The sequence below is a fragment of the uncultured Thiothrix sp. genome (assembly GCF_937876535.1).
In the GTDB taxonomy this organism is placed as follows: Bacteria; Pseudomonadota; Gammaproteobacteria; order Thiotrichales; family Thiotrichaceae; genus Thiolinea.
Genome location: NZ_CALFHZ010000008.1, coordinates 145484 through 169165, shown reverse-complemented (window position 1 = coordinate 169165; position 23682 = coordinate 145484). Strand labels below are relative to the sequence as shown.

General features: G+C 42.8%; 26 protein-coding genes. 15 read left to right on the top strand and 11 right to left on the bottom strand.

The window, feature by feature from the left end; all coding sequences use genetic code 11:
- The first annotated feature begins 18 nt into the window (after positions 1-18).
- From Q0230_RS05430 to Q0230_RS05420, 3 genes are read left to right on the top strand one after another with little or no spacing between them, the layout of a single operon-like run.
- Positions 19-423, top strand: a complete 405-nt coding sequence (locus tag Q0230_RS05430; protein WP_298608811.1) for a septal ring lytic transglycosylase RlpA family protein — start codon at positions 19-21, stop codon at positions 421-423.
- 33 nt (positions 424-456) lie between these two features.
- Positions 457-1281, top strand: a complete 825-nt coding sequence (locus Q0230_RS05425) for a polysaccharide deacetylase family protein (RefSeq protein ID WP_298608810.1) — start codon at positions 457-459, stop codon at positions 1279-1281.
- A gap of 24 nt (positions 1282-1305) precedes the next feature.
- Complete coding sequence (locus tag Q0230_RS05420; RefSeq protein WP_298608809.1) at positions 1306-2355, top strand: tRNA (5-methylaminomethyl-2-thiouridylate)-methyltransferase; 1050 nt, start codon at positions 1306-1308, stop codon at positions 2353-2355.
- Positions 2356-2475: 120 nt separating this feature from the next.
- On the opposite strand, the gene Q0230_RS05415 is transcribed toward Q0230_RS05420, so the two are convergent.
- The gene (locus Q0230_RS05415) at positions 2476-2766 is read right to left on the bottom strand and encodes a hypothetical protein (RefSeq protein WP_298608808.1); all 291 of its coding nucleotides are present in this window, start codon (positions 2764-2766) and stop codon (positions 2476-2478) included.
- A 200-nt stretch (positions 2767-2966) separates the two neighbouring features.
- Here Q0230_RS05415 and Q0230_RS05410 point away from each other — a divergent pair, with 200 nt between their 5' ends.
- The 5 genes from Q0230_RS05410 (at position 2967) to Q0230_RS05390 (ending at position 8656) form a co-directional block, all read left to right on the top strand.
- Complete coding sequence (locus Q0230_RS05410) at positions 2967-4631, top strand: AMP-binding protein (RefSeq protein WP_298608807.1); 1665 nt, start codon at positions 2967-2969, stop codon at positions 4629-4631.
- 57 nt (positions 4632-4688) lie between these two features.
- Positions 4689-6419 (top strand): ATP-binding protein, encoded by a 1731-nt coding sequence (locus tag Q0230_RS05405; protein WP_298608806.1) that lies wholly within the window; start codon positions 4689-4691, stop codon positions 6417-6419.
- Entirely contained in the window at positions 6412-7764 is a 1353-nt protein-coding gene (locus Q0230_RS05400; RefSeq protein WP_298608805.1) for a sigma-54 dependent transcriptional regulator, read from the top strand. The genes Q0230_RS05405 and Q0230_RS05400 overlap by 8 nt, the downstream gene beginning before the upstream one ends.
- 80 nt (positions 7765-7844) lie before the next feature.
- Positions 7845-8261, top strand: coding sequence for a XisH family protein (locus Q0230_RS05395; protein WP_298608804.1), 417 nt, complete (start codon positions 7845-7847; stop codon positions 8259-8261).
- Positions 8249-8656 (top strand): XisI protein, encoded by a 408-nt coding sequence (locus tag Q0230_RS05390; RefSeq protein ID WP_298608803.1) that lies wholly within the window; start codon positions 8249-8251, stop codon positions 8654-8656. Before Q0230_RS05395 ends, Q0230_RS05390 begins: the two co-directional genes overlap by 13 nt.
- 70 nt (positions 8657-8726) lie before the next feature.
- Here Q0230_RS05390 and Q0230_RS19670 read toward each other — a convergent pair whose 3' ends face one another.
- From Q0230_RS19670 to rimO, 3 genes are read right to left on the bottom strand one after another with little or no spacing between them, the layout of a single operon-like run.
- Complete coding sequence (locus tag Q0230_RS19670; RefSeq protein ID WP_367274126.1) at positions 8727-9137, bottom strand: formylglycine-generating enzyme family protein; 411 nt, start codon at positions 9135-9137, stop codon at positions 8727-8729.
- 41 nt (positions 9138-9178) lie between these two features.
- Complete coding sequence (locus Q0230_RS05385; RefSeq protein ID WP_298608802.1) at positions 9179-9385, bottom strand: hypothetical protein; 207 nt, start codon at positions 9383-9385, stop codon at positions 9179-9181.
- Positions 9386-9418: 33 nt separating this feature from the next.
- Positions 9419-10735, bottom strand: coding sequence for a 30S ribosomal protein S12 methylthiotransferase RimO (rimO, locus tag Q0230_RS05380; RefSeq protein WP_298608801.1), 1317 nt, complete (start codon positions 10733-10735; stop codon positions 9419-9421).
- A 261-nt stretch (positions 10736-10996) separates the two neighbouring features.
- On the opposite strand from rimO, the gene Q0230_RS05375 reads away from it, so the two are divergent.
- The 3 genes from Q0230_RS05375 to Q0230_RS05365 all read left to right on the top strand — a co-directional run bounded on the left by Q0230_RS05375 (position 10997) and on the right by Q0230_RS05365 (position 13142).
- Positions 10997-11230 (top strand): hypothetical protein, encoded by a 234-nt coding sequence (locus Q0230_RS05375; protein ID WP_298608800.1) that lies wholly within the window; start codon positions 10997-10999, stop codon positions 11228-11230.
- Between the two features lie 39 nt (positions 11231-11269).
- Entirely contained in the window at positions 11270-11671 is a 402-nt protein-coding gene (locus Q0230_RS05370) for a hypothetical protein (protein WP_298608799.1), read from the top strand.
- 553 nt (positions 11672-12224) lie between these two features.
- Positions 12225-13142, top strand: a complete 918-nt coding sequence (locus Q0230_RS05365) for a phosphoribulokinase (protein ID WP_298608798.1) — start codon at positions 12225-12227, stop codon at positions 13140-13142.
- A 7-nt stretch (positions 13143-13149) separates the two neighbouring features.
- Here the strand turns inward: Q0230_RS05365 and Q0230_RS05360 are convergent, their stop codons facing one another.
- From Q0230_RS05360 to Q0230_RS05330, 7 genes are all read right to left on the bottom strand, one after another.
- The gene (locus tag Q0230_RS05360; protein WP_298608797.1) at positions 13150-13563 is read right to left on the bottom strand and encodes an HIT domain-containing protein; all 414 of its coding nucleotides are present in this window, start codon (positions 13561-13563) and stop codon (positions 13150-13152) included.
- Positions 13560-14597: a CDP-6-deoxy-delta-3,4-glucoseen reductase gene (locus Q0230_RS05355; protein WP_298608795.1), complete on the bottom strand. Its 1038-nt coding sequence runs from the start codon at positions 14595-14597 to the stop codon at positions 13560-13562. Before Q0230_RS05355 ends, Q0230_RS05360 begins: the two co-directional genes overlap by 4 nt.
- A 124-nt stretch (positions 14598-14721) precedes the next feature.
- On the bottom strand, positions 14722-16005 hold the full coding sequence (locus Q0230_RS05350; RefSeq protein ID WP_298608794.1) for a TRAP transporter large permease: 1284 nt from the start codon (positions 16003-16005) through the stop codon (positions 14722-14724).
- A complete protein-coding gene (locus Q0230_RS05345) occupies positions 16002-16622 on the bottom strand; it encodes a TRAP transporter small permease (protein WP_298608793.1) in 621 nt (206 codons plus the stop codon). The genes Q0230_RS05350 and Q0230_RS05345 overlap by 4 nt, the downstream gene beginning before the upstream one ends.
- 92 nt (positions 16623-16714) lie before the next feature.
- A complete protein-coding gene (locus Q0230_RS05340; protein WP_298608792.1) occupies positions 16715-17722 on the bottom strand; it encodes a TRAP transporter substrate-binding protein in 1008 nt (335 codons plus the stop codon).
- A gap of 376 nt (positions 17723-18098) precedes the next feature.
- The gene (locus tag Q0230_RS05335; RefSeq protein WP_298608790.1) at positions 18099-19238 is read right to left on the bottom strand and encodes a DUF1501 domain-containing protein; all 1140 of its coding nucleotides are present in this window, start codon (positions 19236-19238) and stop codon (positions 18099-18101) included.
- Between the two features lie 12 nt (positions 19239-19250).
- On the bottom strand, positions 19251-20624 hold the full coding sequence (locus tag Q0230_RS05330; protein ID WP_298608789.1) for a DUF1800 domain-containing protein: 1374 nt from the start codon (positions 20622-20624) through the stop codon (positions 19251-19253).
- Positions 20625-20784: 160 nt separating this feature from the next.
- Here Q0230_RS05330 and cysQ point away from each other — a divergent pair, with 160 nt between their 5' ends.
- The 4 genes from cysQ (at position 20785) to trmB (ending at position 23599) form a co-directional block, all read left to right on the top strand.
- Positions 20785-21573 (top strand): 3'(2'),5'-bisphosphate nucleotidase CysQ, encoded by a 789-nt coding sequence (gene cysQ, locus Q0230_RS05325; protein ID WP_298608788.1) that lies wholly within the window; start codon positions 20785-20787, stop codon positions 21571-21573.
- A gap of 132 nt (positions 21574-21705) precedes the next feature.
- Positions 21706-22431, top strand: coding sequence for a response regulator transcription factor (locus Q0230_RS05320; RefSeq protein WP_298608786.1), 726 nt, complete (start codon positions 21706-21708; stop codon positions 22429-22431).
- Entirely contained in the window at positions 22428-22811 is a 384-nt protein-coding gene (locus Q0230_RS05315) for a response regulator (protein WP_298608785.1), read from the top strand. The genes Q0230_RS05320 and Q0230_RS05315 overlap by 4 nt, the downstream gene beginning before the upstream one ends.
- A gap of 98 nt (positions 22812-22909) precedes the next feature.
- The gene (gene trmB, locus Q0230_RS05310) at positions 22910-23599 is read left to right on the top strand and encodes a tRNA (guanosine(46)-N7)-methyltransferase TrmB (RefSeq protein ID WP_298608784.1); all 690 of its coding nucleotides are present in this window, start codon (positions 22910-22912) and stop codon (positions 23597-23599) included.
- The last annotated feature ends 83 nt before the right edge of the window (positions 23600-23682 follow it).

The following is a 23682-nucleotide window of genomic DNA, read 5'->3' as shown; positions in this document are numbered from 1 at the left end:
TACAGAGGGATAAATAATATGAAGAAAGTTCTCGTATCAGTGTTGGGGTCGATGCTTATGGTAATGTGCATGACCAGCGAAGCCGCTACTCGGCATTCGATTAATGCCAATAAACCCGCTGCCGTGACTGAGGGTTTTGTAGGAATGGCTTCTTTTTATGCTAAGAAATTTCACGGTCGATTTACTGCCAGCGGCGAACGTTACTCTAATGATGGCTTCACTGCTGCACATAGTTTGCTACCGTTTGGCACTAAGCTCAAGGTGACAAATTTACGTAATAAACGTTTTGTTGTCGTCACTGTAAATGATCGAGGGGCTTTCCCTGCTTACGGACGGATTGTTGATTTATCGCGGGCAGCTGCTAAAGAGCTTGGTATGATTGGCCGTGGTACCGCCAAAGTGAAGCTAGAGGTGCTAGAATAAGCTAGTTAGCTATTTGCGGATTCTAAATTCTTGATGAAATTTAATTTAGCTCAAGCACTAATCTTTGGGTTATTGGCTTGGACAGGTATAGCGCAAGCCGTTGACTGTGAAGCAGTTCGGGCACGCTTTCAATGTGATACTACCACTAAATATCCATTACATTTAAGCTTCGATGATGGTCCCGCTTTACAAACCACTGATGTACTCAATGTTTTAAAGCAAGAAAAAATCCCCGCTACTTTTTTCGTTATTGCCAGCAAAGTCGATTGCCCAGCTATCCAAAAGCAATGCAAGATCGATCACCCCAATGAGGCTAAAGTCTGTACACAATCCGTACATGAATGTGAACAACGTAAACAGATACTTTTGCAAACTAAACAAGCTGGACATGTGATTGGCTCTCATTCGTATGAGCATTTGCACTATTCAGAAGTAGAACCAAAACTAATGCGAGAGCATTTCCGGTTAGCTCGCCAAGTCCTTGATCCTTATTTGAATACAAGTCCACCCTTGTTCCGTTTACCTTATGGTGATGGTTGGTTTAATCGCGAACAGCAGCCACAAGTGCTACAAGCTTTGAAGGAAACAGGTTTTCAACATATTGCTTGGCAATTATCAGCCTTTGATTGGGACGAAAAGAATCAACAGGGTGATAAGATTTTATCGAATGTATTGGAGCAAGTTTGTACACGTAAACAAGGTGGGGTAGTGCTATTCCATGATGGAGTGCACGATCAACTGCAACAAGGGCGTTTGTTTACAACCACTCATTTAAAAGAATGGATTCCTTCCTTGCGTTGTGTAGTGGATTTCAAACCACTGTCTTTCTTTGAAAAAGGGTATACTCCACGCCGTTAAATGGATGCTAGGGTAGTAAAACTGATGGACAGGCAACCGCGCGCTGTGGCTCTTATTTCCGGCGGGCTCGATTCGATGCTCGCTGCGAAAGCAGTAATGGAACAGGGTGTGCATGTAGAGGGTATCAACTTTTTCACAGGGTTTTGTGTCGAAGGGCATACCCATGCAATTCGTAAACAAGAACGCGACAAACCTAAGCGCAATAATTCACTGTGGGTAGCCGAGCAACTAGGGATCAAACTACATATTGTTGATATTGTTGAAGAATATAAAGATGTAGTGCTTAACCCCAAACATGGCTATGGTGCTAATCTAAATCCTTGTTTAGATTGCAAAATTTTCATGGTGAAGAAAGCTAAAGAATGGCTTATCCAGCATAATTTTGATTTTATTATCACTGGTGAAGTAGTTGGTCAGCGCCCCATGTCGCAACGTGCTTTTACCATGCCAATTGTAGCAGCTGAGTCGGGTGCAGAAGATTTGTTGCTGCGACCTTTATCTGCCCAGAACTTACCGCCCAGTCGTGCGGAGCGGGAAGGTTGGGTACAGCGTGAGCAGCTTTTTAATTTCAGTGGACGGAGTCGTAAGCCACAAATTGCTCTAGCCAACCGATGGGGGATTGAGGAGTATGCCCAGCCAGCAGGGGGTTGCTGTTTCCTAACGGATGCGAATTATTCAGGTAAGTTACGTGATCTTTGGGCGCATCGCCCGAGTCGTAATTATGAGCTGGATGATATTATGTTGCTGAAAATTGGTCGGCATTTGCGCCCACGTCCGCATTTTAAAATGATTCTTTCCCGTGAAGAGGGGGAAACGAATTTTTTGGAAGGCTACAAGAACGAATTTGTTTGGATTAAAACGGCCAGCTGCTCAGGGCCGCTAACTTTATTGGATGGTGATAATCTAACCGAAGACGATATTCAGTTAGCGGCTCAGTTAACGGCGCGCTATAGCAAAGGTAAAGATGCACCAACGGTAAGCTGCAAAGTTGGGCGCTCACGTGATCGGGATAATTTTACTGAGATAAATGTTCAGCCATTTAGTGAATCTATTCCGCCTGAGTGGTTACTCTAAGTTGCCACTGCCAGCTTCTATACTGGCAGTTTTAGAGCCGTAACAAGGATTTATTTAAAAGCACAGCCTGCTTGAATTCCCATTTTTTTGAAGATCATTGCTGCTAAGAGAGTGGGTTTCTTAGGAAGGACGGCAGACACTTAGTTTGCGAATCAAGTCTTCAACTTCCTGCGGGCTTAGTTTATGACCAGGCTTAAGTGCTGGATCCGGTTTAATACTTTTAACTCCTACGGTAGTCGAATTAGCCTTGATATTGCTCATAGCCTTTGTGGCTTGATCCGCTTCAGAATTAGTCACGGGGCTAACAGTAGCGGTTGAGCTTGAGTTGCTGATGCTTGGGGTTTGTGTGCAGGCACTCAAAGCCATACTGGTTAGCAGACTGAAAACAACTAAGGCAGAAGATTGGGGCATTTAACACTTCCTCGCATTAAGTGAATTGGGGTATTGGATCATATCATGGGCTGAATCTAAGGTGTTGTTTGCTCATCAAGCCATCTGGGAGGCTCATCCCTTTTTATTGCGCTGCAACTTGTCCTTTGAGAACATAAAATCTACAATGAAATCGCCTGAATGATACATAATTCAAATATATAGTAGGGGAGGAGAGCGGCATGGAAAAAATATGGCAACAGCACTATCCTGAAGGGGTTCCGCTTGAAATAGATACACATGTTTATAATTCTTTGCAAGATATGTTTTTGCAAAGTACTAAACGCTTTGCCGACTTACCTGCCTATGTAAATTTAGGTAAAAGTATTACCTATGCTGAAACTGAGCGTTTAACTGGTTATTTTGCGGCTTATTTGCGGCATGAAATCGGCTTAAAAAAAGGTGATCGCATCGCGATTATGATGCCGAATTTACTGCAATATCCGATTGTTTTATTTGCAGCTTTTCGTGCTGGCCTAGTTGTCGTTAATACTAATCCTTTATATACCGACCGTGAATTAAAACATCAGCTCAAAGATTCGGGTGCAACTGCTATTGTAATTCTGGAAAACTTTGCACACACTCTTCAAGATGTTTTGGCTGAGACTGAAGTTAAAACCATTATCACTACACGTATTGGCGATATGCTCGGCTTAAAAGGCTATTTAGTTAATTTTGTAGTTAAGCATATTAAAAAAATGGTTCCGCCTTTTTCTCTTCCAAATGCAGTAAATTTTAAAGAGGCTTTGCGTAAAGGGCGAAATCATCCGTTTAAAGATGAGAAGATTGACCATGAAGATGTAGCCTTTTTGCAATATACCGGCGGTACGACTGGTGTTGCTAAAGGTGCTATGTTGACGCATCGAAATATGCTGGCTAATCTTTTGCAGGCAGATGCTTGGACAGCACGTGATTTGACGCCGGGTAAAGAGATTTTTATTACCGCTTTGCCGCTTTATCATGTGTTTGCACTCACTGCAAATGCTTTATTTGCCTGTAAATTAGGGGCAAAAAATATTTTAATTACTAATCCGCGTGATTTTCCTGCCTTTGTTAAAGAATTAAAAAGCGAGAAGTTTTCATTTATTACTGGGGTGAATACTTTATTTAATGCGCTCTTAAATACTCCCGGATTTGATCAAGTCGATTTTTCAAGATTAAAAATCACATTAGGTGGTGGTATGGCAGTGCAAAAGGCGGTAGCGGATAAATGGCAAGCCGTCACTGGCTGTGTGCTGTTAGAGGCTTATGGTTTGACTGAAACCTCGCCAGCGGCTTGTATTAATCCTGTCGATATTAAAGCTTACAATGGCATGATTGGCTTGCCGATTTCATCCACCGAGATTGAAATTCGTGATTTAGACGGTAAGGTTTTAGCCGTGAGTGAGGTGGGAGAGCTATGGATTCGTGGTCCTCAAGTGATGAAAGGCTATTGGAATCGTCCTGAAGATACCGCTAAAACCATCGATGCTAATGGCTGGTTGCGCACTGGTGACATGGGCTTTGTGAATGAAGATGGCTATATCAAGCTAGTAGATCGCCTTAAGGATATGGTGCTGGTCTCAGGCTTCAATGTCTATCCGAATGAAGTGGAGGATGTCTTAGTCGCAAATCCCAAAGTCTTAGAAGCAGGTGTGATTGGCGTGCCGGATGGTGCAGCGGGTGAAGCAGTCAAAGCTTTTGTAGTGAAAAAGGATGAGAGTTTGACAGAGGCCGAGTTAATAGCATGGTGTAAAGAGCAATTAACCGGTTATAAGCGTCCAAAATCGATTGTATTTGTTAAAGAACTGCCCAAAAGCAATGTGGGAAAAATCCTGCGGCGGGAATTACGCAATTTGAATCCTTAGATTGATGTGACAGCTTTTAATTTTTTCACTAAACAGCGGCAGCTCTCTAAAAAAACTATGCTTAGTTTATTTTTATTGACTGCTGCCTTAGTGCTGAGCACGGTTTATTATTCAGTTAGCTTTTCCGCGCAAGACCGCTTAGAAGAAAGTGCAAAAAACTATTTAACGCGCTTGGTTGGGTCATTAGATGCTGTTTTAGCACGCCACAGTTATTTACCGGTTTTGCTTGCAGAAGAGCCAGTTATTCAAGATTTCTTACAGAAAAAGCCAACTGCCCTTAGCACTGAAGCTTTAAATATGTATCTAGAACGGATTAATAAAATTGCCGGAACTTTAGATATTTATTTGATGTTAGCCAATGGTGACACAGTGGCTGCTAGTAATTGGGCTAAAGAGCAGAGTTTCATTGGAAAAAACTTTGCATTCCGGCCTTATTTTCAACAAGCGATTCAAGGTCAATTAGGCCGTTATTATGCAGTGGGCACGACTTCTAATGAACGGGGTTATTATTTTGCTTACCCAATCAGTGATGAGGAAGACCGTTCTTTAGGTGTAATCACGGTAAAAGTCAATGTGGCTGAGATTGAGGCCTTATGGCAATCCGCACCGATTAAATTTCTAGTCACCGACTCCGAAGGCATTATCTTTTTAGCTAGTGACAGTGAGTGGCTATTTAAGACTATTAAGCCCCTCCCTGAGTTGCGCCGCCAAGCAATTCGCGATGTAAAACGCTATTTAGAGAAACCCTTGATGCCGTTGGAGGATTTTCGCTTAGTGGCACTTAATCCATCTTATCAACAAGCTTGGCTGAAAAATCAGTCGTATTTGCTGGCTGAACGTAATATGGAGACAGCGGGTTGGCAGGTGTATGTGCTATTGGACTGGAAAGAGATTACCAGCCCCGCTGCTACCGCTTTAGCCGTTGCAGCGGTGTTATGGTTACTGACGAGCTTATTAGTCTTATTACTTTGGAAGAATCAATCTCAACGTAGGCGTTATAAACAGGCGGCTATGGAAGCGCTAGAGTCGAAAGTCGAAGAGCGCACTCGAGAACTCCGTTTAGCTCAAGAAGGATTAGTGCAGGCGACTAAAATGGCAGCACTTGGGCAATTATCGGCAGCGATTAATCATGAGCTTAATAATCCATTAGGGGCAATTCGTGCCTATGCGGATAATGCCAATCAATTTTTAGAGCGTGGCTATCCTGAGATTGCTAAGGCTAATTTGCAGGAGATTTCTGCCCTGACTGAGCGGATGGCAACCATTACTCGCCAATTAAAGATTTTCTCGCGCAAAAGTAGCGGGAGTATTAGTGACTGCCATTTGCAGGTGGCCTTGGACTCAGCTTTTTTAATTGTGCGCCCCAAGCTTGCTCAAACTAAGGTTATTCTCCACGATCAGCGCGCAGCTGATATTGAATGGGTGAAAGCCGATTTGGTCTGGCTGGAGCAGATTCTGGTTAATTTACTCAGTAATGCGATTGATGCGGCAGCAGCACAATCCGAAGGTCAAGTCTGGCTAACCACACAACGTATAGCTGATAAAGTCAGCATCCAAGTACGGGATAATGGTGCAGGAATTCAAGAAGAGGATAAGCCGCATTTGTTCGAACCCTTTTTTACGACGAAAGCCTTAGGCAAAGGTTTGGGCTTAGGTTTATCGATTTCCTATCGCTTAGCTAAAGATATGCAAGGCGAATTATTAGCCGAGAACGCGCCAGAAGGTGGGGCGATTTTTAGCTTACTGCTACCTTTTGTAGAAACTTCATTGGAGACTCAACATGACTAAACTGCTGCTGGTGGATGATGAAAAAATCATTCGAGATTCAGTAGGGCAGTCATTAATGTTGGCAGGTTTTGAAGTGGATACCTTCGCTAGCGCAGCTGAAGTTTTACCTCAATTACAGGCTGATTTTGATGGGTTGCTGATTACTGATATTCGTATGCCCGAAATGGATGGCTTGGAGTTAATGGAGCAAGTCCACAAATTGGATGCTGATTTTCCGGTGATCTTAATCAGTGGGCATGCGGATGTGGCTTTAGCGGTGAATGCGATTCGAGATGGCGCGTATGATCTACTTGAAAAGCCATTTGCAACCACGGCTTTAATTGAAAGCGTAAAGCGTGCTTTGGAAAAGCGCCGTCTGACTTTAGAAAACCGTGCTTTAAAGGCTGAGCTGGCTCAACAACAAACCCGTTTAGGCCCACGGATTATTGGCCAAGCACCGAGTATTGTTGCTTTACGCAAAATGATTACGCGGATTGCGAATGTCGACGCGGATGTTTTAGTCTGGGGCGAAACGGGCACGGGTAAGGAATTAGTCGCACGCTCTTTGCATGAGCAAAGTAAGCGCCGTAATCATAATTATGTGGCGATTAATTGTGGGGCAATTCCAGCCAATTTAATCGACAGCGAGTTATTTGGGCATGAGGCCGGTGCTTTCACGGGCGCGAAGGGTTTACGCATCGGCAAGTTCGAGCATGCGAATGGCGGCACGCTATTTTTAGATGAAATCGAAAGCATGCCGATGACCACACAAATGCCGCTACTGCGTGTCCTACAGGAACGACAGATTGAGCGTTTAGGCTCTAATCAATTATTGCCCCTTGATATTCGCGTGGTGGCAGCGACTAAAATAGATTTAAAAGAAGCGGCGGAGCGTGCTGAGTTTCGCCGTGATCTATATTACCGTTTAAACGTTGTGACCTTAGAAGTACCGCCTTTGCGCACACGCCGCGAAGATATTCCCATGTTATTTCAGCATTTTATGCTGATTGCAGCGGCTCGTTCAGAGCTGGAAGTGCCACCTTTAAATAGCCAAGCTTTGCATGTCTTACTCGGGCATGACTGGCCAGGGAATATTCGTGAGCTGCGCAATATTGCTGAACGTTACGTGCTGTTAGGCGACGCTTATAGTTATGATTTAGCGGCTTTGATGAATGCAGACGGTGTGCCGGATGGCTTGTCGCTAGCTGATCAAGTCGCCTGCTACGAAAAAGCACTGCTTGAGCAAACCTTAAATCGCTATAACGGGAATATCAAGTTAGCGATGGAGGTGCTGGATATTCCACGTAAGACGCTCTCGGATAAGATGAAAAAGTATGGGTTGGAGCGAGGGCAGTTTTTGGAGTGAGCCTTAGCTAATTAAGTTTTTGTGAGTAGGCAACTACGAATTGCTACACTGTACTCAAGGAACTCTATTGGAGCTTGTGAATGCCTGCTTATGATTTTTTTCATAAAACTGTCAAAATGGCTTTGATCAAAGCAGGTTGGACGATTACGCATGATCCGCTGACTGTACCATTTGGTGATAGCAATTTGCACATCGATTTAGGAGCAGAGCGTATTTTGGCAGCCGAGAAAGGGCAGGAGAAAATTGCGGTTGAGGTTAAGAATTTTATTGCGTCTTCGGTGGTTTCAGAATTTCATACGGCTCTTGGTCAGTTTCTAAATTACCAATTTGTGTTAGAAGAATATGAGCCGCAGCGCACCTTATATTTAGCCATTCCTGCCGATGCTTACAAGGAGTTTTTCTCACTGTCCATTACGCAAAAAATTATTCAGCGTTATCAGGTTAGGTTAGTGATCTTTGATCCAATTCAGGAGGAGATTACCGTATGGAAAAGTTAGAGCTATATCGCAGCTATATTAAGCAAATTTTGGAACACTACGCGCAATTCAAACCCGCTTATGGTGATTTGAACATGCAACTTATTTTTGATGAAGTGCGGGATAGTTATCAGTTAATGACGATTGGTTGGTTAGGTTATGACCGCTATCATGGTTCAGTTTTGCATGTTGAAATTAAAAATGGGTTGATTTGGATTCAGCATGATGGTACAGAAGGAGGCATTGCAAACGAATTAGTTGAGTTGGGTGTGCCAAAGTCAGATATTGTCTTGGCTTTCCATGCGCCTTATAAGCGTAAGTTCACTGGATTTGCGACAGGGTTGGAGGCGAATCCCCCTCATTCCCCCTTTATCAAGGGGGAGGCTGAAAGCGGCACGCTTAACTCCCTTCCTTGATAAAGGAAGGGTTGGGGATGGATTTCCCCTCAATCCAAAAGCAAAAGGGTAAAAGCACAAAGAATCAAGGCTAATCAGTCCTAGAAACACGAAAACCAATAGCGTTGCTACGATTAGTCGGATTTTTCCAGTAACGGAGAGCCGAGCGCAAACCTAGTGAAATATCGTCCCAAGCACCGCCTCGCAACACATAGTAACCTGACTGCTCCGCAGTGTCGTAGCTAGCTGTGTAATATCCCTGCCCCCACTCCCACACATTACCAGCCGTGTCGTGTAAACCAAACCCATTGGCAGCATTGGAACCTACTGTGATGGTCTTATCAGAGTTCTTGCATTCGTCTTTAAAATTACCATAACGTGCTTGATCACAGCTAATCTGATTTGTACCCCAAGGATAAGTCCCTTTTTTGCCACCACGTGCGGCATATTCCCACTCAACCTCAGTAGGCAGCCGATAGTTTTTGCCCGTTTGTTGGTTCAGCCATTGAATATAGATCTAAGCATCTTCCCAGCTGACATTAATCACTGGTCGCTGCCCTCGCCCCAACCCTCATCCTCAGCATGTGGGCAAGCTTTAGCTTGTTCACAGGCATCCCATTCATCGGCTAGTACAAAAGTAATCGTCGATACCACTAAAGCACCCCAGCCAAGATACACAACATTACCTGCAGGTTCAGTTGAAATCGTATAGTGCTCATAGATTTGATAAGTGACTATGGAAACCAGCAATAGAACGGTAATGACAGTAGTACTTTTTAGCTTTTAAACCCGCTCTCCCCAAAGATCATGTTCATCCGCATGTGTAATCATCACTTGAGTAAATTCACCCACCGGCAACTCCACCCCTTCAATAATCACTTGTCCATCAATCTCTGGTGCATCGCGATAAGTTCGGCCAATACTGACCTCATCACCCGCTTCATCAATCAATACTTTCATGGTTTTACCAATTAAGCTGCTGAGTTTATTTGCACTGATTTCGGCTTGTAATTCCATGAAGCGTTCTAAACGTTCTTCTTTAACTTCTTCTGGTACCGGATTAGCCAGTTCATTCGCAGGCGCGCCTTCAACTGGGGAGTAAGCAAAGGCACCGACGCGATCTAATTGTGCTTCTTCTAAGAAGTCGAGCAAGGTTTCAAAGTCTTCTTCAGTTTCACCAGGGAAGCCGACAATGAAGGTGCTACGAATCGCCATATCGGGGCATTGTTCACGCCACTTCTCAACCCGCTCTAAGACTTTTTCCGCATGGGCAGGGCGACGCATATCTTTTAAAATACGCGGGCTAGCATGTTGGAAGGGAATATCTAAATAAGGCAGGATTTTGCCTTCAGCCATGAGCGGCAACAGATTATCTACATGCGGGTAAGGATAAACATAATGTAGGCGTGTCCAAACGCCTAGCTCACCCAAAGCTTCCGCCAATTGTTGGCTATGCGTTTTAAGCGGGCGGCCTTTCCAGAAACCAGTACGGTATTTAGTATCAATTCCATATGCGCTGGTATCTTGAGAGATCACTAATAGTTCTTTTACGCTTGCATTTACTAGGTTTTCCGCTTCTTGCATGACATCACCAATTGGACGCGACACCAAATCGCCGCGTAAATGCGGAATAATGCAGAAAGAGCAACGATGATTGCAGCCTTCGGAAATTTTCAGATAAGCATAGTGGCGCGGGGTTAAACGGATACCTTGCGGCGGCACTAAGTCGGTATAAGGATCATGCAGCGGTGGCAAGTGTTCATGTACCGAATTCATTACCGCTTCATAAGCATGCGCACCCGTGACCGCAAGTACATTCGGATAAGCACTTAAGACTTTTTCTGAATCTGCACCCAAACAGCCAGTAACAATCACTTTGCCATTTTCATCTAAGGCTTCACCAATCGCATCTAAAGATTCTTGAATCGCAGAGTCAATGAAACCACAGGTATTCACAACCACCAAATCAGCATCATTGTAAGTCGGGCTAATCGCATAACCTTCCGCCCGTAGTTGCGTCAAAATGCGCTCGGAGTCGACCAAGGCTTTTGGACAACCAAGACTGACAAAACCGACACGAGGGCTAGCTGACTGTTTCATACTGGGATACCGCAAACCTACTTAGCAAAGGGTGGCTATCATAACGTATTCATCCACAGGATGCTCATAGAATCAAAACTTTACAAGGCTTAACCTGTGGATAAGTTTTTCGCGGTTTTTAGCTTGCTTAGCAGATTCAATCTATTTTTAGAAAATTTCGAATTTTAAGACGTTTTTAATTTTCAAAAAAATACAATGTATTCATGCAGCGTAGAGGCTAGCTAAATTAAATCATTAAATTAGAGAAAAGGATAAAATAAAATGAAATTGGCATTGTTTTTAGCACCTGTCATGGCTATGGCTTTATTAGGAAATGTTGCTTACGCAGGTTCAGTTCCAGCTAAGCCAACTCACCATTCCGTAGTAAAACATCATGTTCATCTTGTTAAGGGCGCTAAGCACCATAAGCGCCATCATGTTAAATTGCATCATGCTAAAAAAATGCAACATGTGAAGCATCATGCCTATAAGCACGTTGTTAAAAAACATGCTTAATCGTTACTTAGGTAATTAAGTTTATTCAAAAAATATATTTTGGATTTGATTCTGCTTAAATATATTAAATTTAAGTTTTACGTAGAGATTTTGATTATGAAAAAGTTAACAGCTTTAGTTTTAGTGACAGTACTCAGCACTTTCTCTGTATCAGCAATGGCTTGCCCTAAGGGTACGAGCTTATCAGGTGGTGTAGGTATGCATCATCAAGGTGGTAAGTGCATATCAAATGGTTTATTAAAGAAACAGGCCTTAGAGGCTAAAAAGGCAAGTATGGCACATAATAGTAAAACTAAAGTAGTGCATAAAAATACTAAGAAGGTTAGCCTTAAAAAGGTTACTCCATCTAAGCAACTGACTTCTGTAAAACCAACGACAACCAAAACTAGTTTAACTCCAGCCACAATACCAGCACAAAATCCAGTTAATCCAAAGCTCTAATTTATTTAAGTATCAGATGTTAATAAATCTTAATACTTATTAACATCTGATGGCTATTTGATGCTGCTCTAGTGATTAGTAGTAAGTTAAGAATTATTATTAGCGGCCTGCTAAATTTAATAAGATCATTAAATTAAAAACTATATAAGCTAGGCTGATTATCAGTTAGGTTTGATTATATATCTATCTATATAAACTCATTAAAGCTATGCAAGGCTTTTCTTTGTCTACAAACTTATCAACAGCTATAAATTAAACTTATTAATGGTGGGTTCACCTAAGGCTTAAGGGCTTTTATAATTTTTATTATAAATTCAATACGTTGCGATAGCTAATCCTTGTTTTTTTAAGCTTTGCCAGCTAAGGCTAGGTTGTATAATTAAGCTTTTCAGCGAGTTATCCACAGCTTAATCAAAAAATAGCTGCTAAGCTTCAAGCTTGTGGATAAGTATATCTCTAGGTGATGGTCTGTCCCTACCCAAAGACATATACAGCTTAATCCAAGCTATTGGCTAGAATGAGTACTTGCCTATTTAGTGAGTAAGAGGTGGATATGTCTAAGTTGCATCCAGTTATTGCTGTGACTGGTTCATCCGGAGCAGGGACGACGTTCGTCAAACGCACCTTTGAAGGCATTTTCCGTCGTGAAAAAATCAAAGCAGCCATCATTGAGGGTGATAGTTTTCATAGTGTAACGCGTGCAGAGTTTAAACAACGCTCGACCAATGAGCGATATTTCAGTCATTTTGGCCCTGGAGCTAATGACTTTCATGCTTTAGAGTCTTTGTTTAAATCCTACGGTGAAGCAGGGACTGGCAAGAGGCGTTATTACCTGCACAATGAGGCGGAAGCACGGACACATACACAACGCCTACTCAAGGAGAAAGGCATTAGTTGTAACTGTGGTTCGGGTGAGTTTACTCCTTGGGAAGAGTTAGATCGTGATACGGATATGCTGTTTTATGAAGGCTTGCATGGCTTAGTGCAGGATGACACTACTGAGCAGAAGCATGGGGGATACAATGTGGCGCAGTATGTGGACTTAGGTATAGGTGTCGTACCTAGTGTCAATCTAGAATGGATTCAAAAAATTCATCGGGATCACGCAGAACGTGGTTACACTACTGATGCTACTGTGGAGACGATTTTGCGACGCATGCCTGATTATATTAATCATATTACTCCACAGTTTTCGCGCACTGATATTAATTTTCAGCGCGTACCGACGGTAGATACTTCCAATCCATTTATTGCCCGTGATATTCCCTCACCCGATGAAAGTTTTGTGGTGATTCGCTTTCGCGATCCGAAAAAGTTCGATACTGATTTTCCCTATTTACTAGCTATGATCCATGATTCCTTTATGTCACGACGTAATAGCATTGTGGTACCAGGTGGAAAAATGACTTTAGCGATGGAGTTAATTCTTAACCCCATCATTCACGATATGCTCGAAGCACGCCCACAATAAATTAAGTTTAAATACTTAAGACTTGGCGTAATTGCTGGAGTAAGGATTCAGCGGCTTCAGGTGGGTAAGCCTCCGCTTTAAACTTACCCCAGACCGGTGCAGGCCAAGTGGCATCCGTTTTGAAGCGTGCGATATGATGCAGATGTAATTGTGGAACTACATTCCCTAAAGCCGCGATATTTAACTTATCGGCTTTAAACAGCTGCATGAGCTGGCGGCTGACTAAATCAGACTCACTCCAAAGCTGGGTACGTTCAGTTGCAGAAAGTTGGTAAATCTCGCTGATTTCATTGCGTTGCGGCACCAAAATCAGCCAAGGATAGCGGCTTTCATTCATTAGCAGCACGCGGCACAAAGGCAAATTACCTACTAAGAGCGTATCGGCGGCAAGTTGCGGATGTAATTCGAAACCTTGACTCATGCGTGCTTCTCAGCCAAAGATTTCAAAGTGTCGGGGCTGTAATCAAAAGAGTCAGAATACAACTGCTCACTCCTTAAGCCGCAGGCTAAAAAGGCTGCTCGACCGGCGATAATCATGGGGGGAGGGCCACTCATATACACTTGATAGGCTGCTAAATCTGGAAAATCAGCCACGACCGCTGCATGTACCCAACCCGTGCGACCTTGCCAGTTATCTTCAGGCTTGGGTTCAGAGAGCACAGGAATATATTTGAATTGTGGATAGCGATTCATCCAGTCACGCGGCAAATAATCCATATATAAATCTTCTTTACTACGCACGCCCCAGTATAAGTAAACAGCTTGGTCAAAGCCTTTCAGCTTTAAATATTCCAACATGCTTTTGAGAGGAGCAAACCCTGTACCACCGCCGACTAAAATGATCGGCTGGGTGAGTTCGCGAATATAGAAGTTGCCCAAAGGCCCTTGCATGCGCATTAAGGCTTTTTCTTTCATCTCATTGAATACGTGTGAAGTGAAATAACCATTGGGAACATGGCGAATATGCAACTCAATGAATGCTTCACCCGTCGGCGCATTCGCAATCGAAAAGCTGCGGCGTTTGCCATCACGTAATAAGAGGTCAATATATTGACCGGCCATAAAGCGTAAGCGCTCGGTAGCTGGGAGCTTCAAAGTCATTTCAATCACATCACTATTGAGCTTGCGTAGCTTTTCAACGCGTACCGGTAAGGTCTTGACTTCGATATCGGGTAGCTCACCCACTTGCGGGCAATCGATTTCTAAATCAGATAGAGCCACCGCTTGGCAGAGTAATGCTCGACCTTGGTCCATGTCATAAGGAGAAAGTGCGAGCGGTTCACCTTGCGGATAATCAACGCTACCTTGCTTGAGTGTGACCATGCAAGAACCACAAGAACCACTGCGGCAGCTATAGGGAAGGGCAATACCTTGTCTTAGCCCAGCATCCAGCAGATTTTCTTGTTCTTCAGCATTAAATGTATGACCACTGGGTTGGACGGTGACTTTGAACATTAAGCAGGCTTCCTCTACCAAAATTAGTAGGTCTAGTGTAGCGATTGCTTAGGATTTAGGGAATTTAGCGAGGTTTAAAAAGGGCATCTTAAGATGGATGACAGATGCCCCAACGGGAGATCGTTTACATAACGCCTAAAAGCTTAGGGAACCATAAGCTAATAATAGGTACATAAGTGATTAGAACTAGGAACATCAGCATCGATAATAACCACGGCCAAACCGCAATAGTCAGTTCAGTAATACCCATTTTGGTAATGCCTGAGGCTACATACAGATTCAAGCCTACCGGCGGATGACACATCCCTACCTCCATATTCACCACCATGATGATGCCAAAGTGAATGGGATCAATGCCTAATTTCATTGCCATCGGGAATAGAATCGGCGCGAAAATCAACACAATGCTGGAAGGCTCCATGAAATTACCTGCTACGAGTAGTAAGATATTCACAGCTAAAAGGAAAATGACCGCATTCATACCTTGTGCCAGCATCCAATCCGCTAAGGTCTGGGGGATTTGCTCATTGGTAAGAATGAAGGAAAACATGACCGCATTCGTGATGATATACAGCAACATGGCCGACATACTGGCGGAGTTCAGCAAAACTTTAGGCACATCCTTTAAGCCCATATCTTTATAGACAAAGACGGCTACAAAGAAGGCATAAACAGCACTCATTGCCGCTGCTTCCGTCGGGGTGAAGATTCCGGTATAGATACCACCCATGACCACTACAATCAGCATTAAACCCCAAATCGAATCACGGAAAGCTTTCCAGCGGGTTGCCATATTGGCTTTAGGCTGGCGTGGATAATCAAACTTACGTGCCCGATACCATGTGGTGAACCCTAGAAAACCCGCCAACATTAAACCGGGAATCACCCCAGCCATAAATAGTGCACCCACGGAAGTATTGGTGGCGACTGCATACATCACCATCACAATCGAGGGTGGAATCAAAATGCCCAAAGCGCCTGAGGTGGTGATTACACCCGCCCCGAAGTTTCTGGGGAAGCCTGCCTTTAACATCGCGGGTAAGAGAATCGAGCCGATGGCCACTACCGTTGCTGGGCTAGAACCGGAAACTGCAGCGAATAAGGCACAAGCCATTACACCTGCTAAACCTAAACCACCATACCAGTGTCCCACCATGGAGGAGGCGAAATTAATCATCCGCCTGGCAACGCCTCCATGTGTCAGGAAATTACCTGCCAAGATGAAGAAGGGAATCGCCATGATTTCGAACTTTTCAATACCGGTGAAGAGTTTTAAAGCTACTGCTTCTATCGGTACTTGGGTCATCGTGAACAAGAAGGTAAGTACAGTTAAACCCAAAGCAATCGAAATGGGCATACCCGTGAGCATGAGAATCAGCAATAAACCAAAGATAATTAAGGCGCTCATGATTTATGCCCCACAGTAGTGGTTTCCAGTTCATCTTCTAAGCCATCAACATGACCATGATCATGATGCGGCATTTCACCTGTGCGTAAAAAGGTGACTAGAACTTGAACAAAGCGGAAACACATCAACGAGGAGCCTAAAGGCACCGCTAGATACACAATCCAAGTCGGCCATTCTAAATCCGGGGTAGTCGGGCCTTCATAGTGCTCACCAGTTTCCATACCTAAGCTGGATAACAGCACATAAGCGAGTCCATTTTCCCAGACCATCCTTGCACCTAAAAGGGCGACAATTCCGGTGAATAAAATGCAAGCACCTAGGGCAAAAATAGTAATGATGCGGCGCTTTTCAGGGTTGAGTCGATTGACTAATACATCCACACCAACGTGAATACCTTGGCGAACCCCATAAGCAGCCCCAAATTTAGCCATCCATACAAAGAGAATGATGCACAGCTCTTGCGCCCAACTCAGATTGATTTTGAGTAAGAAATCCTGAAAAGCACCCAAATGCCAACCTGATAAATAACGGTGAACAACCGCTACAAAAATTACCAAGGTGGCGGCTGCAATCAGAAAGGTAATGAATATTTCTTCCAGACGATCAAGCCACTTCATACACTCCTCCCGCAGATGTACTGAATTCAGCCAAACAGCAAACTAGTGGCCTACTCACTAGGGTTAGTAGGCCACCTAATGAAAGGGAGAGCTTATTTGGCTGGATCGAAACCAGTTGCAGCATAGATTGAGGTAAGCAGATCTTTACCAATACGGTCTGCCATTTCAGCATGCACAGGAGCCAAAGCTTTTTGGAAGGCTTTAATTTCATCTTCAGTGGGCTGGTAAACTTCAGTTTTACCGCTGGCTTTCACCGCTTCTAACGCTTTGTCATTTTCTTCTTTAGCGATTTGGTTCGCATAATCAGTTGATTCTTTTAATGCTTCATCTAAAGACTTACGGACATCTTCAGGCAATTTATCCCAGAAAGCCTTATTCGCAATGACCGCATAACCTAAATAACCATGATTGGTTAAAGAGGCATTTTTCTGCACTTCATGCATTTTTTGCGTGTAGAGGTTAGAGGGTGGGTTTTCAGTCCCGTCCACAACGCCCGTTTGTAGGGCTTGATAGGTTTCAGAGAAAGGTAAAACCTGAGGGTTAGCACCCAGTGCTCGCATCTCTGCTTCTAAAACTTTAGAGGATTGAATACGCATTTTTAAGCCTTTGAAATCATCTGGTGTTTTCAAGGGTTTATTCGCGCTCATGATTTTGAAACCATTGTCCCAGTAAGCTAAGCCTTTTACGCCTTTGGCTTCCAATTTCGCTAATAAGCCAGCACCGACTTCACCTTGAGTGACTTTGTGCAGATCGTCATAGTTGCGGAAAATATAAGGTAGGTCGAAAGCTTCGAATTCTTTCACCCCCAAAGGACCAAATTTAGCCAAAGAAGGTGCTAACATTTGCACCGCACCCATTTGTAGGGCTTCCATTTCTTCTTTGTCTTTGTAGAGTGTGCTGTTGGGGAATACTTCTACTTTAACTGCACCTTTGGTTTTTTCTTCAGCTAATTGCTTGAATTTTTCAGCCGCTTTGCCTTTTGGGGTATCAGGAGCAACCACGTGGCTAAATTTAATAACAATCGGATCAGCTGCATAGGCATATAAACTGGACAAACCCAATACAACCGCTGTAGTTAAAGTAAACAGTGTCTTTTTCATCTCTCGCTCCAAGTAGAAAACATACAAAACAAAACTTGTATTGAAAGATTCGTGCCAACTTGCGTGGTTTTCTTTTTTAATAATTTTTTTAATAAAAACAATGAGTTATTTTTTATGATTAGATGGGCTACTAAAGAGAAGGCGGTTTTCCACCAGTTTGCTGGTTGAGGCTCGGCGAAAATCCGCCAGAAAAAATACAGCCCCGTTGCGGCGGGGCTGGGAGAAGAGGAATATACATAGAGATAAGCTAGTTATTATATTTTTAAGCTTAGTACAGCTGCTTGCATCTAGTGAGCGCTTTAGGCAAGCGGTGGCTTTTCGGCTTTAAATGGTTTAATTAAGCTCACCACTGAGCCTGCCTACGGTGTTTGTATTACTAGACGAAAGCTAAGTTGCCACTGTGTTTCTCACTTAGTCCCCACCAGTTATTGCGAATAATCGAATAAATATCCCTAAAATCAGTGCTGTAGATTAAATCACCGCGCTCATCTAAATCGGTTAAAGAAGGGTATTCACCATAAAAACCTCCTTTGACTTTTCCTCCGGCCACTAAATGAACCGAAGCAGCGCCATGATCAGTGCCCTTGCTGGCATTCTCTTTCAAGCGACGTCCAAATTCTGAATAGGTCATGATGACCACCTCATCCCACATACCGATCCGCTTTAGATTAGTGCGCATACTCGCAATTCCTTGCGCGAGACTTTCAAGCAGAGGTTGATGGCGTAAGCTGTGATTAGTATGGCTATCAAAATTTTCCAAAGAAATTTTATAGGCAGGCACATTTAAGCCCGAGGCAATTAACATATAAACTGAGTTGAGGCTTTGACCAAAGTTACTGATAGCAAAAGGATCTTTAGCCGCCGGTATATCTTTGAGATATTCGGCTATAGTGCTCGATAACATATTAATTTGTGACTGTACACTCAGAATATGTTGCAAGGATTTATTAGTTGAATTTGATTTTAAATTAGCAATTTTTGCACCGTTCTGTGCAAAATTTTGCGGATTAGCGATGGTCAAAGCAGAGACATTATTGCCGTACAAAGGGCCAAGATTGGTATCAATAGCAATCCCTGCTAAGGGGTGCTGGGCAAATGCTTGAGCAATCCAACCATCGTTTACTCCTTGTATATCAACTCTTGCAGTATCCCAAACTTCAATAGCCTCAAAATGTGAGCGATTTTCGGCATCACAACCTACCCCTTGTAACCAGGCTAGTTGGCCTTCATTCCAAGCAGGCATTAAAGTCTGTAAAGCTGGGTTTAACCCCAATTGTGCGGAGAGCGTTAATACTTTAGAGCGGTTTATCGCAATACTTGGGCGTGCACTGTAATAAGCTGGATTCGCATAGGGAATCAGGGTATTTAGGCCATCATTCCCACCTTTTAATTCAATTAAAATTAAAATCCGGCGATTGCCCGCCATAGTGCTTAAACTATTTGCCCATAAACTCGGTGCTGCCAATAGGCTTAGTGTACTTAGACCCAAGCCTTTCAAAAACTCACGACGATTCATAAATTTTTATTCTTAACGTAGTTGATAAGTTGGGTCTTTTAAAACGGTAATTAAAATCTTTTCTATGGGTAGGTTACAATTAGGTGCTGCTACGGGGCTAATGGGAAGTAACCAATTAAGCAATGCACTACTATTGTTTGAGCAACTGGACTTTGGCAGGAGGTTGTTAAGTAAGGCACTTAGTTTCGTAGAGTTACTATTTCCCACCGATGGGTTTTTAGTGACAAACTGGTTGACTAGGCTTTGTAGGTCTTTACTGTGCTCAGCTAAAAACTTAGGTATTAAGTCATAACGACGAATCAAACGCGTATTTGTGATCCAATCTTTACCACCTCGCCAACCTTTTACATCTGGTGGATTAAATAATTCCTGACCTAATTGTAAATTAGCTATTCTTAAGGCTTGGTATTCTGTAAAAGGAATTTGTAACTCACGTAGTAAGCCCAGCGTAAATTCAATTGGGGATTTAATTAAACTGCCCCGTTGTGCTTGCTCCCAAAATACAGAGCTAGTCACTACTTTTAGAAGTAAAGTCTTGATTTCATAGCCACTATCACGGAATGCACTAGCCCAATCTTTAATGATAGCTGCGTCAGGTTGGTCATAATTAATAAACTCTTTCCAGAATTTTTCAGCAATATATTCAGCAGTTCTTTGTTGGTCGAGAATTATATTAATAATATCAGTGCCATTAAAGTTACCGACTTTTCCTAAGAATTGCTTCTGAGTATTATCATGGTGATTTGTTCTAAATAAGAACTCCGCTTTAATCGGATCTAGGTTCCAGCCAGAGAAAGCACGCGCTACATTGATGATGTCTTGTTCACTATAATGACCAACTCCTAAAGTAAATAACTCTAAAAGCTCACGGGCAAAATTCTCATTGGGGCTACTCGCGATATTTTTTGCACCATCTAAATAGCTCAACATAGCCGGATCTTTGGCTATGGCATGCAACAGTTCTGCAAAATTACCTAAGGCATATTGACGTAGCAGTTGATGCTGTTTAAACATCCATTGTGGCCAAAGCACTTTCTGTAAACTAGAGGTAAAGTGGTTATGCCAAAATAGCGTCATCCTTTCCCATAAGGGAGCATTGGTTTTGTGGATTTGCTCTAACCACCAGCTACTTAAAATAGTCCCTTCCCGCCGAGCTAATTGATCAATTACTTGCTTTTTTTCAAATGAGCTAGTGTAGAAAATACTCATATCCTCCCAATTAGAGATTAAGGGAGTATTAGTTAAAGTGGGCAGAGTAGAAGGGCATAAAGCTTCGACAACTTGTTCTACGCTTTGGCCAATCCGTTGTTTACAAAGGTTGTGGTTTATCCCCAGTTCGAGACGCGCTGCAAGATGGCGCGCAGCTGCATAATCCTGAATAAGCATGGGTTTAGCTGCTCTTAATGTTTGTTATGATTTTGTCTAAACGTTAAAGTTATGATGACTAACTGTCTAATCTTGCAGACCAGTGGTGGTATGCAAGTCTTTACCTAGCTGTTTATGCTAAAGTGTCAGTTGATTTCCCTTCAAATACAATGAGTCAAGTATGGATTTAGAAGAACTCAGCTTAGCGGTTGTGGATATCGCTCAAGCCGCTGGTCTAGCCATTATGCAAATCTATGAATCGGCCGATTTTGAGGTTGAGCATAAAGAGGATCATTCACCGCTGACCGCCGCTGATTTAGCCTCACATCACACAATTGTCGAGGCTTTACAGATTTTAACGCCCCAGTATCCCATTCTCTCTGAGGAGTCAGCAGCATTGCCATTTGCTGAGCGTAGTCAATGGCAAACCTATTGGTTGGTTGATCCTTTAGACGGTACTCGTGAGTTTATTAAGCGTAATGGTGAATTTAGTGTATTAATTGCACTGATTCATAACCATGAACCGGTACTAGGTGTTGTACATGCCCCCGTTTTGCATAAAACTTGGTATGCCAGTTTAGGCAATGGAGCTTATCTGTGCTCTAAGCAGAATGAACCTGAGCCTTTGCAGGTGCGTGAGCGGGGCGAGGTTGTCACGGTAGTGGGTAGCCGTTCTCATGCAGGTGAGTCCTTAAATGAGTTCCTCAAGCAATTTGAACACTATGAATTGATCTCAATGGGAAGTATTTTAAAAGCTTGTTTAGTAGCTGAAGGTAAGGCCGATTTCTATCCGCGTTTAGGTGCCACTTCAGAATGGGACACTGCCGCTGCCCAGATTATTGTTGAGGAGGCTGGTGGAAGAATGGAGGATTTACAGGGACAAGCTTTACGTTATAACTCCAAAGAGTCTTTGCTTAATCCACACTTTATTGTCAGTGGTAATAATTACTGTTTTGAACGAAATTATTAGACCAGTCATAAAATATACAGTAAATATTTGGTTAATTTGTAACAAATGTTGCAGAATACTCCCTAAGTTGGATATTTATTAGTGATAATACTAAGTTGATTGAGGAAAACTTTATTTTAGTGGCTTAAACTCATGGCAAAAGCTGGTGATTTAGAAAGCAGTAGAATCTTGTTAGTTGATGATGACGAAGTACTTCAGCAACTTTTACAAGAATTTTTAACAGACCAAGGTTATATGATATCAGCACTCTCCAATGGAGAGGCACTTGCTGGATTTTTACACTTAAATTCAGTGGATGTCATTGTTATGGACATTTTATTACCCGGGGAGCATGGATTATATTGGTTAGCTTGGTTAAAAAATAATTATCCTTCTTTACCAGTGCTTATTTTATCATCACAAAAAGCGGTGGATGATCGGATTGCTGGTTTACAGTTAGGAGCTGAAGATTATTTGATTAAACCCTTTCATATGACTGAACTATTGTTGCGTTTAAAAAATATCCTTAAAAATAAACGCCCCATTGAGCTTAAAGCCAATCATTCTTATACCTATTGTTTTGATCCTGAACATGCTTTGTTTTTCCGAGATGGAAAAACCATTAAATTGACAACGACTGAAACGCGGTTAATGCGTTTTTTGTTTGATCATGCCGGCAAAATTGTCACCCGCGATGAAATTTCTGAAGCTTTACGCGGCAATAGCCATCACCCGCTAGATCGTAGTATTGATGTTCATATGAATCGTTTGCGTAAGAAAATTGAAGATAAGCCTAATTTGCCAAAATATTTAAATACAGTATGGGGCAAAGGTTATCGCTTCTTACCACCTAAAAAAGAAGATGAGTTGCATCAATGATGACAGCCAAAGTCTTATTGGTTGATGATGATGAGTTGAATCGTTTTGTTGGTCAGGAGTTGCTAGAGAGTTTGGGAATGGAGTCGATTGTCGCAGGTTCAGGCGCAGAAGCCCTCGACAAATTACAAAGCTGTCGTTTTGATTTAGTCCTGATGGACATCAGTATGCAAGTGATGGATGGCTATGAAACGACACGTCTGATCCGTGCTCAGATTCAATTCAAATGCTTACCTATCATCGCACTTACAGCTCATGCTCTTGTGAATGAGCGTGCAAAATGCTTGCAAGTAGGTATGGATGATTATTTAGCCAAGCCTTTTACTCTGGCAGAGCTAAAACAAGTTATTCATAAGTGGACAGGTGTTGCTTTCTCAGTTTGAGCTTTGAAATTCTTGTTTTTACAAAGTTATTTATCGTACCTGACAGTATTTAAAGCTTATGCTCTAATAAGCCTCTTTTCGACTCAAGCTCAAGTCACATGGATACCACTCATTCTTTGCGCCCAATTAAAAGTTTTGTCTTAAGGCAGGGTCGTTTGACCAAAGGGCAGGAGCAAGCTTTACAGACAGGCTGGCCTTGTTTTGGCATAGAGAACTCTAGGGAACTATTAGATTTTCCAGCCCTCTTTGGGAACCCTGCCCCTGTTACTTTGGAAATTGGCTTCGGTAATGGTGAGAGCCTAGCGCAAATGGCTTTAGCAGCACCGGAGCGGAATTTTCTAGGGATTGAGGTGCACACACCAGGGGTTGGGCATTTGTTACATTTGGTGCAAAAGCATCAGCTTACTAATGTGCGGGTGTTGAATACCGATGCAGTCGACATTATTCAGCAGCGTATTCCAACAAAGTCTTTAGAGCGTGTGCAAATCTATTTCCCCGACCCTTGGCATAAGAAGCGCCATAATAAACGCCGGATTATTCAAACTGAGTTTGTGAGCTTATTAGCCACTCGTTTGCAAGCAGGGGGGCTACTACATTTAGCAACAGATTGGGAGGATTACGCCGAATCTATGGCTGAAGTGATGCAAGCCAGCCCCGATTTTCACAGCGCGAATCCAAGTGGCGAAGCCTTCTCACCACGCCCTGAGTTTCGGCCTTTGACTAAGTTTGAACAACGCGGTTTAAAGCTGGGGCATGGGGTTTGGGATTTACTTTATCTTAAAAATTAACGCCTATAATGGACTGTTACCGATGCTCAGCTAAATTTAACTGTTTAAGCTTACAGTCTTATTCAGCAAAATAATTGTTTGCT

Bases quoted from the DNA above. Each gene is read 5' to 3' on its own strand.
- Q0230_RS05335 (WP_298608790.1), bottom strand. From the start codon at position 19,238: ATGAATCGTCGTGAGTTTTTGAAAGGCTTGGGTCTAAGTACACTAAGC.
- rimO (WP_298608801.1), bottom strand. From the start codon at position 10,735: ATGAAACAGTCAGCTAGCCCTCGTGTCGGTTTTGTCAGTCTTGGTTGT.
- Q0230_RS05375 (WP_298608800.1), top strand. From the start codon at position 10,997: ATGAAATTGGCATTGTTTTTAGCACCTGTCATGGCTATGGCTTTATTA.
- Q0230_RS05315 (WP_298608785.1), top strand. From the start codon at position 22,428: ATGATGACAGCCAAAGTCTTATTGGTTGATGATGATGAGTTGAATCGT.
- Q0230_RS05360 (WP_298608797.1), bottom strand. From the start codon at position 13,563: ATGAGTCAAGGTTTCGAATTACATCCGCAACTTGCCGCCGATACGCTC.
- cysQ (WP_298608788.1), top strand. From the start codon at position 20,785: ATGGATTTAGAAGAACTCAGCTTAGCGGTTGTGGATATCGCTCAAGCC.
- Q0230_RS05420 (WP_298608809.1), top strand. From the start codon at position 1,306: ATGGACAGGCAACCGCGCGCTGTGGCTCTTATTTCCGGCGGGCTCGAT.
- trmB (WP_298608784.1), top strand. From the start codon at position 22,910: ATGGATACCACTCATTCTTTGCGCCCAATTAAAAGTTTTGTCTTAAGG.
- Q0230_RS05425 (WP_298608810.1), top strand. From the start codon at position 457: ATGAAATTTAATTTAGCTCAAGCACTAATCTTTGGGTTATTGGCTTGG.
- Q0230_RS05410 (WP_298608807.1), top strand. From the start codon at position 2,967: ATGGAAAAAATATGGCAACAGCACTATCCTGAAGGGGTTCCGCTTGAA.
- Q0230_RS05395 (WP_298608804.1), top strand. From the start codon at position 7,845: ATGCCTGCTTATGATTTTTTTCATAAAACTGTCAAAATGGCTTTGATC.
- Q0230_RS05345 (WP_298608793.1), bottom strand. From the start codon at position 16,622: ATGAAGTGGCTTGATCGTCTGGAAGAAATATTCATTACCTTTCTGATT.
- Q0230_RS05350 (WP_298608794.1), bottom strand. From the start codon at position 16,005: ATGAGCGCCTTAATTATCTTTGGTTTATTGCTGATTCTCATGCTCACG.
- Q0230_RS05365 (WP_298608798.1), top strand. From the start codon at position 12,225: ATGTCTAAGTTGCATCCAGTTATTGCTGTGACTGGTTCATCCGGAGCA.
- Q0230_RS05400 (WP_298608805.1), top strand. From the start codon at position 6,412: ATGACTAAACTGCTGCTGGTGGATGATGAAAAAATCATTCGAGATTCA.
- Q0230_RS05430 (WP_298608811.1), top strand. From the start codon at position 19: ATGAAGAAAGTTCTCGTATCAGTGTTGGGGTCGATGCTTATGGTAATG.
- Q0230_RS05390 (WP_298608803.1), top strand. From the start codon at position 8,249: ATGGAAAAGTTAGAGCTATATCGCAGCTATATTAAGCAAATTTTGGAA.
- Q0230_RS05330 (WP_298608789.1), bottom strand. From the start codon at position 20,624: ATGCTTATTCAGGATTATGCAGCTGCGCGCCATCTTGCAGCGCGTCTC.
- Q0230_RS05405 (WP_298608806.1), top strand. From the start codon at position 4,689: ATGCTTAGTTTATTTTTATTGACTGCTGCCTTAGTGCTGAGCACGGTT.
- Q0230_RS05355 (WP_298608795.1), bottom strand. From the start codon at position 14,597: ATGTTCAAAGTCACCGTCCAACCCAGTGGTCATACATTTAATGCTGAA.
- Q0230_RS05320 (WP_298608786.1), top strand. From the start codon at position 21,706: ATGGCAAAAGCTGGTGATTTAGAAAGCAGTAGAATCTTGTTAGTTGAT.
- Q0230_RS05340 (WP_298608792.1), bottom strand. From the start codon at position 17,722: ATGAAAAAGACACTGTTTACTTTAACTACAGCGGTTGTATTGGGTTTG.
- Q0230_RS05415 (WP_298608808.1), bottom strand. From the start codon at position 2,766: ATGCCCCAATCTTCTGCCTTAGTTGTTTTCAGTCTGCTAACCAGTATG.